Annotated in this window: 12 protein-coding genes; 6 read left to right on the top strand and 6 right to left on the bottom strand. The window is 64.1% G+C overall.

Features of this window, described 5'->3' with window-relative positions; all coding sequences use genetic code 11:
- Window positions 1-10: 10 nt before the first annotated feature.
- Together M2427_RS09775 and M2427_RS09770 are read right to left on the bottom strand one after the other, a co-directional pair.
- Window positions 11-1114 (bottom strand): AAA family ATPase, encoded by a 1104-nt coding sequence (locus tag M2427_RS09775; protein WP_280706056.1) that lies wholly within the window; start codon window positions 1112-1114, stop codon window positions 11-13.
- Window positions 1114-4902, bottom strand: a complete 3789-nt coding sequence (locus M2427_RS09770) for a DUF4132 domain-containing protein (RefSeq protein ID WP_280706055.1) — start codon at window positions 4900-4902, stop codon at window positions 1114-1116. Before M2427_RS09770 ends, M2427_RS09775 begins: the two co-directional genes overlap by 1 nt.
- 665 nt (window positions 4903-5567) lie before the next feature.
- Here M2427_RS09770 and M2427_RS09765 point away from each other — a divergent pair.
- Window positions 5568-5936, top strand: coding sequence for a helix-turn-helix domain-containing protein (locus tag M2427_RS09765; RefSeq protein WP_280706423.1), 369 nt, complete (start codon window positions 5568-5570; stop codon window positions 5934-5936).
- On the opposite strand, the gene M2427_RS09760 is transcribed toward M2427_RS09765, so the two are convergent.
- Together M2427_RS09760 and M2427_RS09755 are read right to left on the bottom strand one after the other, a co-directional pair.
- The gene (locus M2427_RS09760; protein ID WP_280706054.1) at window positions 5933-6667 is read right to left on the bottom strand and encodes a transglutaminase-like cysteine peptidase; all 735 of its coding nucleotides are present in this window, start codon (window positions 6665-6667) and stop codon (window positions 5933-5935) included. The genes M2427_RS09765 and M2427_RS09760 overlap by 4 nt on opposite strands.
- A gap of 236 nt (window positions 6668-6903) precedes the next feature.
- Entirely contained in the window at window positions 6904-7161 is a 258-nt protein-coding gene (locus tag M2427_RS09755) for a hypothetical protein (protein WP_280706053.1), read from the bottom strand.
- Between the two features lie 223 nt (window positions 7162-7384).
- On the opposite strand from M2427_RS09755, the gene M2427_RS09750 reads away from it, so the two are divergent.
- Window positions 7385-7759 carry a hypothetical protein gene (locus M2427_RS09750; RefSeq protein ID WP_280706052.1) on the top strand — a complete coding sequence of 125 codons (375 nt, stop codon included), beginning with the start codon at window positions 7385-7387 and terminating at the stop codon, window positions 7757-7759.
- 1 nt (window position 7760) lies between these two features.
- On the opposite strand, the gene M2427_RS09745 is transcribed toward M2427_RS09750, so the two are convergent.
- Both M2427_RS09745 and M2427_RS09740 read right to left on the bottom strand, forming a co-directional pair.
- Window positions 7761-9053, bottom strand: coding sequence for a polysaccharide deacetylase family protein (locus M2427_RS09745; RefSeq protein ID WP_280706051.1), 1293 nt, complete (start codon window positions 9051-9053; stop codon window positions 7761-7763).
- Between the two features lie 193 nt (window positions 9054-9246).
- Window positions 9247-10014 (bottom strand): polysaccharide deacetylase family protein, encoded by a 768-nt coding sequence (locus tag M2427_RS09740; RefSeq protein ID WP_280706422.1) that lies wholly within the window; start codon window positions 10012-10014, stop codon window positions 9247-9249.
- A gap of 116 nt (window positions 10015-10130) precedes the next feature.
- On the opposite strand from M2427_RS09740, the gene mgtE reads away from it, so the two are divergent.
- From mgtE to M2427_RS09720, 4 genes are all read left to right on the top strand, one after another.
- Window positions 10131-11552: a magnesium transporter gene (gene mgtE, locus M2427_RS09735; RefSeq protein WP_280706049.1), complete on the top strand. Its 1422-nt coding sequence runs from the start codon at window positions 10131-10133 to the stop codon at window positions 11550-11552.
- A gap of 182 nt (window positions 11553-11734) precedes the next feature.
- Window positions 11735-12067: a helix-turn-helix domain-containing protein gene (locus M2427_RS09730; protein WP_280706048.1), complete on the top strand. Its 333-nt coding sequence runs from the start codon at window positions 11735-11737 to the stop codon at window positions 12065-12067.
- 133 nt (window positions 12068-12200) lie between these two features.
- The gene (locus tag M2427_RS09725) at window positions 12201-13019 is read left to right on the top strand and encodes an aldo/keto reductase (RefSeq protein WP_280706047.1); all 819 of its coding nucleotides are present in this window, start codon (window positions 12201-12203) and stop codon (window positions 13017-13019) included.
- Window positions 13020-13068: 49 nt separating this feature from the next.
- Complete coding sequence (locus M2427_RS09720) at window positions 13069-13974, top strand: hypothetical protein (RefSeq protein WP_280706046.1); 906 nt, start codon at window positions 13069-13071, stop codon at window positions 13972-13974.
- Window positions 13975-14158: the final 184 nt, after the last annotated feature.

The raw sequence follows: 14158 nt of genomic DNA, 5'->3' as shown, positions 1-14158 counted from the left end.
GCCGTGAGCCTCAGCGCTCGTCTTTCATCGCCTTCACCGCGCTGAGAAAATCCGACCACACCTTGCTGCGGCGGGCGCGTTCCTTGACGATGTGGTCGACATAAGCGCGAACCTTCTTCACGTCGTCCGCATTGTCTTTGACAATGACGCCCTGCAACTGGCGCCCGATATGAGCGCCGCCGACGTCGCCATTGCCGAGAAACGCCGCCTCGAGCGCGGCGGCGTGGGCGATGTTCACGGCCTCCGCGGTCGACATCACGGCCGACGGTTTTGACAGCGGCACCTGGTCCCTGGTCTGGCCCCGGCGCAAATCCTGGAAGGTCGTGACGAGAAGATCGGTGACCTCGTCGGGGAAGTTCACCGAAATGTCGGCACGGCCGAGCCGCTTGTCGACTTCCTGGCGGATCAACTCCAATTCCAGGGCGGGGTCAGTCAGCGGAAGCACGGTTTCAAAGTTGAAACGGCGTTTGAGCGCGCTCGACATTTCATGCACACCCCGGTCGCGGAGATTGGCGGTACCGATCACCGAGAAGCCCGGCGCAGCATAGACACTGGCGCTCTCGCCGAGCTCGGGTATCGCCATCACCTTTTCCGACAGCACGGAGATTAGGACATCCTGAATCTCGGGCGGACAACGCGTCAGCTCCTCGATGCGCACGACACGGCCAAGCCGCATCGCTTCCATTACCGGCGAGGGGACAAGCGCGCGCGGGGTCGGGCCCTCGGCGATCAGCAGCGCATAGTTCCAGCCGTAGCGGACGTGGTCCTCGGTGACGCCGGTCGATCCTTGCACCACCAGCATGGAGGAGCCGCTGATCGCTGCGGCCAGCAATTCCGATAGCATCGATTTGGCGGTGCCGGGCTCACCCACCAGCATCAGGCCTTGCTCGCTCATCAAGGCGACCAAAGCGCGTTCGACCAGCGCGTCGTCGCCATAGAACTTGCGGCGAATGGAGAGCTTGCTGTCGCCAAGGATGAAACTGCGGACCGCGCGCGCGGACAGTGCCCATCCCGGCGGCCGCCGGCCCTGATCGGCCGCCTTCAGCGCCGAGAGCTCGTCGGCGAAGCGGGCTTCGGCGCTGGGGCGAAGCTGCAGGGCATTTCGTTGTTCCATTACCAGGCCACCTTGTTGCGCCAGTCGGCGGCAAAGCCGCTGCCGGCGGCCGCAATCTGATGAAGGTCGTTCCAGACTTCGCTCAACAGCACGGGCGGTACCTCGTTGAGCGCCAGCTGCGCGCCGTAGCTCGACCGCTGCCCCTTGCGCGCACGCACGAATTTGGCCGCGACCAGCGCCACCGCACGATTCTCTTCCGGAAGCGGCGACCCTGTGAACTCGATCACGGCGTTGATCGCGATGCCGGCGAACGGCTTGATGTATTGCGTGAACCAGCCGCCGTCTTCGGCCTGCGCGCGGTCATAGCCCAGCTTTTGCGCCGCGCTGCGCAGCTTGAACGCTTCGATGATGAATCCGGCCCGATCGTCGATGGAGCCTCCGACTGCGCTTGCCAGCACCGGGCGATCCAACTGGTTGAACAGCGGCTCAACCTTGTAGTCCGCGAAGTGCTGTTTCCAGCTTTCGCTTTGTTCGGCCGTCAGCAGTGAACGATGCGCCAGTTGGACCGTGGCGAAGGAGGCAGGATCGACCGCATTGTCGCTGCTGTCGGTCAGGGACAGGTCTTCGAGCGGCCGGAACGAGGTGACGATGTCGCCTTGCGCGTCGAGGCCAAGCCAGATCAGGCGCTGCACCAGGCGTCCGACGATCGGGTGCTCGAGCAGGAAGCGTTGCCAATCGGCAAGCTGCCAGCGGCGTCCGACGCAGAGCGCTTCGTACAGCCGCTTGGCCTGGAATTCGTGAACCTGCTTCAATTCCTTCTTGGCGTTCGCGAGGGCCTTCTTGGCTTCCGCGGCGCTTTCCTTGTCCGGCCCGTCGCTGACCTGGGGCAGGCTCTTCACCACCTTGCCGTCAGGATTGTAGAGCGTCAGCACGTCTTCGGCATCAAGCTTGGCCTGATAGAGGCGGCTGCCGATTTCAAGGTCGAGAATGGCGCGCTCGTCGAGACCTGCCGTCGGGATGGTGCGGTCGGCCAGTTCGTCGGTGGTCCAGTCCCGTTCGTCGGCAAGGCGTTCGACCAGCGATTGCGCCAGCACCTGCACCGCGTTGGTGCGATGGCGGCGGGCGACCGACAGCAGCATCTGGAGCGCGGCCGACGACGTATGGCCGCTCAGATATTCCGCGAGCGCCTTGACCTGCGCAGTCCTCCTGTAGTGGTCGCGCATATAGGTGCGGACCATCTGCACCGCGAAGGTGCCTTCCGCGCGCGTCGCTAGCCCAAGGATGCCACGATCGGCCTGGGCATTGTTGAGATAGGTCCCAAGTTTTTCTGCGCGCAGATCGGCAAACGCCTTCTCATATGTATAGGAGCGGTAGAACTCGTTGTTCCAGCGCTTGGCATAGTCCTGATATTGCTCGTAGCGCTGCTGGGCGTGGGCCTTGGCGTGGGCATTGGCGTCGTCTTCGGAGCAATGCGCTGCGTCATAGCGCAGGAAGCTACCGAGGATGTGGCGGCCGAGCGCCTCGGCGCTTTCGGGCGCGAGCTGATCGAGCCAGAGCGAGAACAGCGCGTTGCCGGCGGGTTGCGCGAGCTTTCCCGCGAGCGCGATCCACCAGCGTGGCACGTCTGCCGGAACTGCGCCGCCGCTCGCCCAGGTGAGGGCGGGGAGGGTGTCGAGCGGAAACCAGCCGATATCCTTGGCCTTCTTGCCTTTCAAACCGGAGGCCGCGTCCTTGATTAGGATCTCCGGCGAGACGTAGCCGGAGATGTCGACATTGAGCCGTCGCAGCGCGCCGAGGAGGGCAGCCCGCACCAGTTCGGACTTCTCCTTGCCGAGTGCTTTCTGCATGGGTCCGATGGCGCTCTCGGCGCCGACGGCCCCGAGCATCTCGGCGACACCAGAACGGATGTCCTGTTTGCTGTCGGAAAGGAACGGCAGCAGACGTTGCTCGATGCCGTCGACCTCCAGCAGCAAGCCACGGGCGGGCTTGTTGAAGGATTTCTTGGACGACAGCGCGTGAGTCAGGACGGTGTTGAAATAGCGCGCTGGCAGTTTCGGAAACACGCGAAGCACGCCCAGGGCGTTCTGCACCGGCGGATCGTGAAAATCCGTTGCCGCTACTTGCCCCAACGCCTGGTCAAGCACATCGAAGTGAGCCGCCAGATAGGGCCAGATCGTTTCCGGAGCTAGGTCTTCGGAAAGGCCGGCGTTCAGCGCGTGCTTCGCCAGTTCGTTGGGCTCCAGATCCTTCTGCATCAACGCCGTCACCGAGCGCAGATCGAGGCCGTTGGTCAGTCGTGCATGAATGGCGGCCGGAATCGCTCCGTGGCCATTCAGCAAGTTCCCGAGGTACCAATGCGCATTGCTGGCCCGGTAGGTTTCAATTGTCCTCGCGCGGCACAGGTGCCACAGCGTCAGGTCCGGATTGCTGAACGGCGGATCGGCCGCGGCCTCGGGGTTGTAGGGTGCGAAGGGGCCGACGACCCCGATCGCGGTGATTGCGGTTTCATTGATCGGATCGTTCGACGCCAGGAAGGCGCAGTATCGGTCGGCGATGGCGCGGTCGACCGGTTGAGGCGGTACTGGAAGAGCCGATTTTGACCAGGATTTCCGTTGCTCGGCCGTGGCTTGTTCGTAATACGCTTTTTGTCGCTCGTAATGCTTCATGGAATTGGCGTGGGCCTTGTCGAGCAAAGCGTAGTACCCGGCCTTGACGTCGTCGGACAGCGGCGTCGGTGGCGGCAACGCGGCAGCTGGCGGCGCGAGCACTTCGGTGCCGTCAGCGGCGAGATAGCCTTCGGCGCCGTCGCCCTGCAATGTGCGCACGGTCTGGGCGGCTTCAGCGCTGACGAATGACGATCCGAGCCCGAGCTCGATGACCTTGCGGACGTTCTTGGAGGTTTCGTTGGCGAGATGGTTCTCGAGTAATGGTCGTGCCCGTTCGCCCATAACCATCGGCAGGATCTGCGCGGCTTGCGCGCGCGCCGTCGGATTGCCGTCGGCCAGAGTCTGCATCACGCTGGCGGCCAGAGTCTCGGGCGATGCGGCGAGCAGCGCGTTCTGGGCTGCCTCACGAACGGCTTTGCTGGGGGACAACAAATATTGCTGGTAGACGAGCTGAAAATAGTCGTCTCTGAGCACGCCGAACTGCTTCAGAACATGAATGACAATGGCCTGGCTCGGACGGTCGTATTTCGCAAAGGACTCGATGACCGCCGGCTTCTCCGCCAGCAGGCCATGTTCGAAATCGAACTGTGATCCGAGGTCGCGATGACCAAGATAATATTGGTGGGTCTTCTCCAGAACGAGCAGGTCTAACGCGAGCACGGTTGCACTGTCGTCGGTATCGCGCCAGCTCAGCACTGTCGTGAGATCGGTTGCTGGCTTTTGCCGCGTATGCAGGCCGAGTTGGCCCTGGGCAAAAAAGCCCCGAAGCCACAACGGGCTCGGCCCTTTATGGGCGAAGACACCGTAGCGAGAGCCCTTGTGAGGCTGCGTGAGCACCTCGAGGTAGCGCCGTATCCACGTCGCTTCGGGTCCATGTTGCCGCTTGAGAACATTGTCGCGGGCTGCAATTGCCTTCTGCTGCGCGGCCTGAGCCGCGGGCGTGTGCTGGTATTGGTTGAGAGCGGCGTTGACGGCATTTGCCTGTTGTTCGAGCTCAAGCAGCACGGAACTGGCTTCGCCCGTCAAGACATAGGCGATGGCGCGCTTGGCGAGGTCCGGGCTGATCGTCTCCAGCCGCTTGAGGTCGATCACGATCTCCCGGGCCGTGGCGTTGTCGGCTTCGGTGGCAGGCACGCCCGCCGGCTTGCCGATGCCGATTACCGATTTGAGAAAATCAAACATGCCTGCATTTCTGGATTGAAGATTGATAGTAGCGTCCGCGTATCACGGCTGCACGAACAAATGCTGACCTTCAACCAGAACTAGCGCCGCTCCGCGTCGTCAAGGCGAGCCGGATATTCGCAATATCATCTTGTTCCGCAACATCATTTTAAGGAACCTGGTGCGATTCGAGGCGGGGCCTCAGCAAGGTCTCAGGCTCCCGGCAGATTTTTGCGCACGCCAGGTCGGGATGATCCGGCGAGCGCGTCAGGCCGCATTGTCGCCACAGGCCGCCGTGACGGTTGGTGCCTCGACGACTTGGATCCGATCAAGTTATTGAATTGTCTTATTTATCGGCACGTCCGCCTGCAGGACCGGTTCGTGGAATAAGCCATTGAAGTCGCAGGGAACGCGACCGCCCTCCGAGCGCACCACACGACATTGGCTGAAAAACATTGGGCTGATTTTGCGCTGCGTCCGCGGGCTTCCCCGGAACGCCGGTCAACCTCAGACGATCCGTTTCCGTGCTTGGCCATTCGTTGCTGTACCGCCCCTGGTGTTGCTCGAGGCCACGAAGCCGTGTTCGATGCCGATCAGCCGCAGCCCAACTCTTCATAACCATATTGAAAAGGTTGGCTCGCCGCGCTTACTAGGGTGGTTAGGGACATTGGTTGAAGAGGGTGGCGATGGTCGGCAGGCGGCATGATTCGCAGGAAATATCGGACAAGCTCGCCCAGGCGGATCAGCTCGCAGCCAAGGGCAAGACCCAGCGCGAGATATCGAAGGCGCTCGGCGTGAGCGTCATGACCTACCACCGCTGGAAGAAGATGCTCCGATCTCCAGCGCCGGAGACGGCCGACGAACCGGACGACGGGGTCAATGGCGGCTCGCCGTCCCGGCACAGGGTCGGCTCCGAGCAGCTCATCAAGCAGCTCGAGCTGGAAAACGCCCAATTGCGACGTCTTGTTACTGACATGTTACTGGAGAAGCTGAAGTACGAAGAGCAGCTTCGTGCACGGCAGGAGCCGCGGCTTCGGCGCCCCGAAAAGGGCTAAGGCTTGATCCCCAGAGGGGGAGGCAGCTCCAAAGGCGAGGCGCTGGATACGGGAAGCGGCGTCGCCGCCACCGCGATCGCCGGCTTGGCCTGTCCGGTGCCATAGGACACCCAGACATTCGGGTCATCAGCGCTCTGCCGTGACAGATAGCGATAGCTGGTCTCGTACCAGAACAGGATTTCCGGGGTCTGGTTGTCGAGGATCATTTCGCCGCGGTCGGACCGGACGGTCAGCACCGCGTGACGCGTCTTCGCTCCTTGTCTCTCTTGGCCGCGCTCCTCGACGACGGTGATCAGCAGGGCGCCAATCGGCCAGCCGGCCTTGGCCAGCATCCGCCGCTTGAGCAGGACCATGTCCTCGCAATCGCCGCGGTCGAGCGGATAGGCCCAGCGTTCGCTTGTGCCGTAGAGCTCGTCATCGCTGGTCCAGGTGACGCGGTCGTTGACGTATTTGTTGATGTCATAGAGCTGCTGGAGCAGGTCCGGCGTCAGCGTCACATCGCGCGCCTGGTCGGCGGCCGGTTTGCATTCCTCGGCATTGCTGGCGCAGAGCTGCAACCATCCGTTCGGCGCCTTGGTGGTGCTTCCGATCGCAGCGAACAGCGCCGGGCGGACCAGGAAGGCGTGGGCCGGCGCGCCGTTCAGCACGGCGGCGGCGAGGGCGGCGGCAGCCATCATCCACCGGCAAAGCCGTGCGGCGGTGTCGCGTTGCTCCCTGCAAGATCCGGCCATGCCTGTCCCCCATCGGCGTCCGGACGGGAGGCTCGCAGAAAGACCTCGCGATGCCGCTAAGCCATTGCCTCAAATTGAATCGATCCCGGAGGAAGCCGGCCCGGCCCATTGGTCATGGTGTGATTTCGATGAATGCACGCGCCTCTTGCGGCTCAGGTGAAGCCTGAGCCTGAAGGATCGATGGCAAGCCGTTGAAATGACGTCGGATGGGACCGCCTGAGGGGCAGGCAGATCGCCTAGCCATATTCCTCGCCGATGCCGTATTCCTTGTAGATCTCCAGCGGATCCGTCTCCGGGAATAGGCGGCATTTGGCCTGGGCCAGGTGCAGGCTCACCGCGCTCGGCTCCTTGCCGTGCGACAGCATCTTGCGGATGTCGTCCATATGCGCGCTCGGCCGGTGCTTGGCCTCGAGCTGCTCCAGCGCGACCAGGGCGGTTGCGAGCGCTTCGGTCAGAACCCAGTCGTCGTGGCCCGTGATTCCCTTCTTCGGCATCGGCAGACCTCAGGCGTAAGCGGCGGCGGCAGTCTAGCGTAGCTTGCCTCGAATCTCCATCGAGCCGCGGCCGAGGGCGCGTGGAACGGGCGGCGGCCTGCGGCTCTCGCTTGCATTGTGGCGGCGCGTGGCTAAAAGGCGGCAGCGTGCGGGCGATGGTATCCTTGTTGAAACAAAATTGGCGTAGACGGACCTCGCGCGACCTCTCTCGCCTGGAGCCAGCATGGTCTTTCTAAGCTTCGTCTACCGCTTCCTGACCAATTTCCTGTTCCTGGCGATGGTCTATTTCAGCCTGAACTACATGGAGAAGTACGAGCACCGGGCGGCCGTGGCGATCCTCGTGCTGGTCTATACCGGCATGCGCGCGGCCTCCACGCTGCGTGCGTTCTACTTCTTCCAGAAGATCGAGAAGCTCGAAGCCGAGACCAGGCGGCTTCAGGCGCCGATCAACGACGGTTCGGGCGGGACCAACACGCGCAAGCAGATCGTCGCCGACGTCGGGCGGCTGCGCCGCGACGGCGAGATCAAGTCCTACATGGACCTGTTCTTCCTGGCGCTGATCGTGCTGCTCTGCGTCGCCGCCATCATGCGGCAGTAATCTAGGCGCGCTTCTTCACGCTGGTGGCGACGCGGGTCGGGCGCGGCGCCGTGCCCTTGGCCTGAGTCTTGGCTTGAGTCTTGGCTTGAGCCGCGTGCTTCGGCGCGGCGTGTGCGGCACGCGCCGTTCGCTGCGCCTGGATCTTGCCGGCCTTGCCCTTGCCGGCACGCGGCGTCTCGGCCGCCATCGCCAGTCGCGTCGCGGCACGCCGCGACAGGGTGGTCGACAGCAGCACCTCGACCGAGCCCTCGGGGATCGCAAAGAGATCGCGGCCGGGTGCGGGCAAGGTGGACGCGACATCCGCCTGCGCCATGGTCTTGTGCGGCAACACCACGTGCTCGTGCGCTGTCTGCGCGTTGAGATCGGCGAGGCCGGGCGCAGGCATCGCGGCGGTCTGCGCGAACACGAAATTCGGAACGACGGGCCAGCGCGCAATCGGCGTGGTCTCCGTCGGCGGATGCAGCAGCCACTCCACTGATGTCGTCGGTGTTGCCGGCTGGTCGGCGGTTGCGGGCACCACATTCACGATGCGATAGCCGCGCGCCTTGAGGTCGCGAATGATCTTTGGCAGCGCCGCCACGGTGCGCGGCTGGATGTCGTGCAGCAGCAGGATGCCCTTGCCCTTGGCTTCCAGCCGCTGGATCGCGAGCTGGTAGACGCGATCGGGCGAGACGTGCCGCCAGTCGTCGGCCGGGAAGTCGGCGCTCCACACCTGGATGCCGCGCGAGATCAGATGATTTTCCACGCCGTCGGCGCGCATCAGGCCGGGAATGCGGAAGAACGGCGCGAGCTTGGACGGGTCCGTCATCGCAGCCGACGTCCACTCGATGCCGCCGTTGATCTGGGCCTCGGCCTTGTCGAGCGGCATCCGGTCCATCGTCAGCGGATGGGTCATGCTGTGGGTGCCGACGGTATGGCCCGCCGCGACCAGCTTGCGTACGCCTTCCGGGTTCGCCTTGGCCTGCTCGCCGATGATGAAGAAGGTCGCCTTGATGCACTCGTCGGCGAGGATTTGGAGTACCTGGTTGGAATATTTCGGCAGCGGACCGTCGTCGAAGGTCAGCACCACCTCGTGGTCCTTCAATGGCAGTGTCTCGCGGTACTGCATGGTGCCGATGCGCGGATGCTCGCGGGGATCGACGACGAGGGTGCGGGAGGTGCCGAGTGCGTCGGGATGGCCGGGGCATTCGGCCGCGAATGCCGCCGGCGATGCCGTGGTCAGCAACCCAAAGAAAAGGCCACCGAGCAGGACGGTCCACGATCGCGTCCAAACAACAACGCTACTTCCGATCATGAATTCCGTCTGTCCTCATCTACGTCGACTGCGCTATTCGTAGGTCGGAGATGCCCGGAAACGGTTCAGGGGCAAAGACCTTTCCCGCCAAGTACCGTCCAAGGGCACCACCCAATCATTGCATGGCGTAGCATGAACAGAGTGTTAATAGGGCTCAAATCACCCCATTTTGGTCGGGCGTGACATTCCGGCATCAATGCGCGGAGGCGTTCTGCTGCGATGTGCCCGCCGGTACGATGTGGACGATGTGATAGCCGTTCTCCCGTAACCAGCGCAGAAAGTCCGGCATCATGGCTGCCGTTCGCGCCTGGGCATCGTGGAACAGAATGATACCCTTGCGGTTGGCGGTGACGCGGTCGGTGATCAGCTTGAGTTCCTGTTCCGGCGTCATGTCGTTCCAGTCGCTGGCCCAGAAATCGGCCCCGAACACGACGATGCCGCGCTGCTCGAGCAGGTCGAGCTGGGCCGGCGTGGACTCGAAATAGGGGAAGCGGAAGAACGGCGTCGACGGCGTCGTGGTTGCGACCCCGGACAGCGCCTTCTCGTCGGCGGCGATGCCGTGGTCGATCTCGTACTTCGCGGTCTCGGCCGGAATCCGTGCCATGTAGGGATGCGACCAGGTGTGGTGGCCGATGGTGTGACCCTCGCGGGCGATGCGCTTGACGAGGTCAGGAAATTCGGTGGAGCTCCGGCCGACCAGGAAGAAGGTCGCGCGCACGCATTCCTGCGCCAGCGCCGCCAGCACCTTGTTCGTCGACGGCGGACGCGGGCCGTCGTCGAATGTCAGTACGATCTCGCGATCGGCGAGCGGCAGCGTCTGCGGAAAACTCTTCAGGCCAACGCGCGGCGTGGTCTTGGCATCGACGCTCAGCACGCGCGAGGTGCCGAGCGCATCACTCCGCGGGCAGTCTGCGGCCGAGGCTGAGCCGATCGCGCCGAGCGTGGCGACGGCGAGGCTCATCGCGATCGAGGTCCATTTCGGTTGGTGCATCTTTACCATTGCGCCCGCGATTGCCTTGTGGGTATTGGCTGACTGTCAGCCAATACCAGCAACCTGTCAAACGGCGAGGCGTTCCCATGGACGAACATATGGACGGCGCCGCTTCCGCTGAGACCTCGGTACTCGACCACGTCCCGATGCGCAATGAAGACGGCGAAATCCGGCACGAATTCGTCGAGGAAATTGCCCACGCGATCGAGGCCGGCGACAGCGCCGCGCTGCGCGGCTGTGTTGCCGATCTGCACGAGGCCGATCTCGGCGATCTCATCGCGGCGCTCGCGCCGGATGACCGCGTTCGCCTTGTCGAGCTGACCGGCGCCGACTTCGACTTCTCCGCGCTGAACGAGGTCGACGAGACCGTCCGCGAGGAAATCCTCGACGAGCTGCCGCCCGAGACCGTAGCCGAGGGCGTCCGCGAACTGGAATCCGACGACGCGGTCGAGCTGCTCGAAACCCTCGACGAGGAAGAGCAGGAGGAGATCCTCGAGAAGTTGCCGCTGCAGGAGCGCGTCGCGCTCGAGCGCAGCCTGCTGTATCCGGAGAACTCCGCCGGCCGGCGCATGCAGACCGAGTTCATCGCCGTGCCGCAGGATTTCACCGTCGGGCAGGCGATCGATTACATGCGCGATACGCCCGATCTGCCTGACCGCTTCTACGAGATCTACGTCGTCGACAAGGACCAGCACTGGCAGGGTGCGGTTCCGCTCGACGTGCTGCTCCGCGCCCGCCGCCCGGTGCCGCTCACGGAGTTGACCGACGAGGATCGCCGCCGCGTCTCCGTCCTGGAGGACCAGGAGGAGGTGGCGCGCATGTTCGGCAAATATAACCTCGTCGCCGTACCCGTGCTCGACACCCAGGACCGCCTGGTCGGCGTCATCACCGTTGACGACGTCGTCGACGTCATCGAGGAGGAGGCGGACGAAGATCTCAAGGCGCTGGGCGGCGTCACCAGCGACGAAGAGCTGTCGGACACGTTTCTGACCATTGCCCGCGGTCGCTTCAACTGGCTGCTGATCAACCTCGCCACCGCCTTCCTGGCCTCGTCCGTGCTCGGCCTGTTCGAGGGCCAGCTCGAAAAGATGGTGGCGCTCGCCGTGCTGGCGCCGATCGTCGCCAGCCAGGGCGGCAACGCCGCGACCCAGACCATGACCGTCGCAGTGCGGGCGCTCGCGACGCGTGAGCTCGGCTCCTCCAACGCGTGGCGCGTGGTGATCCGCGAGACGCTGGTCGGCCTCGTCAACGGCATTGGCTTTGCCGTGATCACGGGCATTGCCGCGGTGGCCTGGTTCAGGATCCCGGGGCTCGGCGTCGTCATCGGGCTTGCGATCATCGTGAACCTCGTTGCCGGCGCGCTCGGTGGCATCCTGATCCCGATGGCGCTCGAGCGCGTCCGGGCCGATCCGGCCGTGGCGTCAGGCACGTTCGTGACGACCGTGACCGATGTGGTCGGCTTTTTCTCCTTCCTCGGCATCGCAACGCTGTGGTTCGGGTTGAAGTAGCGGTTAGCTCCACCCTGTCATTCCGGGGCGCGCCACTTGGCGCGAGCCCGGAATCCATTTATCCGCAGGATCCGTTGCCTGATGGATTCCGGGCTCGCGCTCCGCGCGCCCCGGAATGACTGCAAGCCCATCTTTAATCCGACCTTAAGCGACCTGCCGCATGATTCCCCGCGCTTAGGGGAATGAGCATGCGGTTGCGGCTGAAGGCGGACGGACGGGTCGTTGAGTTGCGGGACGGGCAAGAACTTCCCGTCCAGCCGTTTCCGGTCCAGCCGTCTCCAGTCGAGACCGCGGTCGAAACGTCGCCGGCTGAGGCCGGTCCGCTCGCGGTGCGCGATTTGCGCCGGCGCGCCTGCCTGACCCAGATGGAATTTGCCGCCAAGCTCGGCGTGCCCGTCGAGACCATCCGCAACTGGGAGCAGGGCAAGCGGGCTCCGCGCGGACCCGCCCGCGCGCTGCTCGCCGTGATCGCGCATGCGCCCGACACGGTCTTCCAGGCGCTCGCCAAAGCCTGACATCAAGGTCTTGCACGAACCTCCCGTTAGCATTGCGCTGAAGATCCGCTGCCGAGGCCGGCGTCATCCGTTGCACAATGGCCTGCCGGGTCCATAATGATGTGAGGGGCTGCCGCAACAGAGAGGATTCCTCATGCTGTTCGTCGAGGCCAATGGCGCAAGAATTCCGGCGATCGGGCTCGGCACCTGGGAGCTGAGCGGGCGGACCTGCGCGCGCGTGGTCGAGCAGGCGCTGCGGCTCGGTTACCGCCACATCGATACGGCACAGGTCTATGACAATGAGCGCGAGGTCGGCGACGGCTTGCGCGCCTCCGGCGTCCGCCGCGACGACGTATTCGTCACCACGAAGGTCTGGACCAATCATTTCGCACCCCACGATCTCGAACGGTCGGTCAAGGAGAGCCTGGCGCGGTTGCGGCTTCCCCACGTCGACCTCGTGCTGCTGCACTGGCCCAATCCGCACGTGCCGCTGGAAGAGACACTGGGCGCGCTGGCGCATGCCAGGCGCATGGGCCTGACGCGCCACATCGGCGTTTCCAATTTCACGGTGGCGCTGATCGAGCAGGCGGCCTCTCTGTCAAGTGAGCCGCTCGTCTGCAACCAGGTCGAATATCACCCTTATCTGGATCAGACGAAGGTGAGGGCGGCGTGCGACCAGCACGGGATGGCGCTGGTTGCCTATAGCCCGATCGCCAGGGGCCGGATCAAGGCCGACCAGACGCTCGCCGCCATCGGCCGCGCCCATCACAAGACGCCGGCGCAGGTCTGCCTGCGCTGGCTGGTGCAACAGAATGTGGCTGCCATTCCCAGAACCTCGCGTGTCGAACGTCTGTCGGAAAACATCGAGATTTTCGATTTCGAGCTCTCGGCCGACGAGATGGCGGAGATCGCCGCGCTCGCCAGCCCCAGGGGGCGCCTGACCGATTTCGGCTTCGCGCCGAAATGGGATTGAGAGGGAGCCGCGGTATGCTAGGAGCAAAGCGACAACCCAAGATCGGGCGATGGAACTGCGGAAGATCATCCGGACGGACATTGCGGCGTCGGCGATCGCGCATCTGACGCTGGCGGCGCTGATCATCGTGATCAGCGAGGTCCGTCCGTTTCATCCCGCGCCGCCCGAGACTGTTGCGGTCGATATCGTCACCCCGGAGCAGGTGAAGCAGGAGGAGGCCAAGGCGGAAGAGAAGGCCCAGGAGCAGACGAAGGAGGAGCAGACGAAGCAGAAGCCGCCCGAGCCGCTCCCCGAGCTGAAGTTGCCGAAGCTCGACTTCACCGACAAGGACAAGCCAGACACATCGCCCAAGCCCGCGGCCAAAGAGAAGGCCGCGGAGAAGCCGGCGCAGCAACAGAAGCCTCAGCCGTCGCAGGCGGCGAAGCAGCATGAGGCCAACGCGCAGTCGCAACCTCAGCAACCTCAAGCCCAGCAGCCACCGCCCGCAATGCCGCAGCCACAGGCCGCGCCGCCGGCCTATAAGCAACCGGAGCCCGACGTCACCCTCAAATATGGTGTGATATTGGGCCTGCCGCCCGCATTGCCGCCCGCGCCGAAAGACGCCCCCGAGGATGACGGCGGCGATGCCAAGGACCCGATCGCAGCCAAGCTGCCGCCGGAGGTCATCGCCGAGCTTCGCCGTCACCTCAGGAGCTGTTCGAAGCTGCCCGCCGGGGTCGCTGCGACCGATGCCGTCCGCATCAGGCTGCGCGCGGTGATGGCCACCGACGGCACGCTGGCGCGCCCGCCGATCCTGATCGAAGCCCCGCCGTCGACAAAGGGTGTCGCCATCGTGAAATCCGCGATGAGCGCGCTTCAGGAGTGCCAGCCCTACAAGATGCTGCCGCCCGACAAGTACGCGGAATGGAGTGTGATGGACCTGTCCTTCACGCCACGGGATTTCGGCGGATCGTAGCTGCATGAATGGCACGTCGGGCAAAACACCGCGGATCCTGTCAATCCATCCGCGCAAAAATATTCCACTTTACCGAAATTCGGAATTGGCGTATGTGTCGTCCATCCCGGCTCGACCTTGAGGGGCGATCGTACGTCGTCACGGATCGCGAGCCGGGCTTGCGGTGGACGCGGCAGCGTCGGCA

Source organism: Bradyrhizobium sp. BR13661, assembly GCF_029892425.1.
Classification (GTDB): Bacteria; Pseudomonadota; Alphaproteobacteria; order Rhizobiales; family Xanthobacteraceae; genus Bradyrhizobium.
The sequence above is the reverse complement of the archived record's forward strand: the minus strand, read 5'-3'. Positions and strand labels throughout refer to the sequence as shown.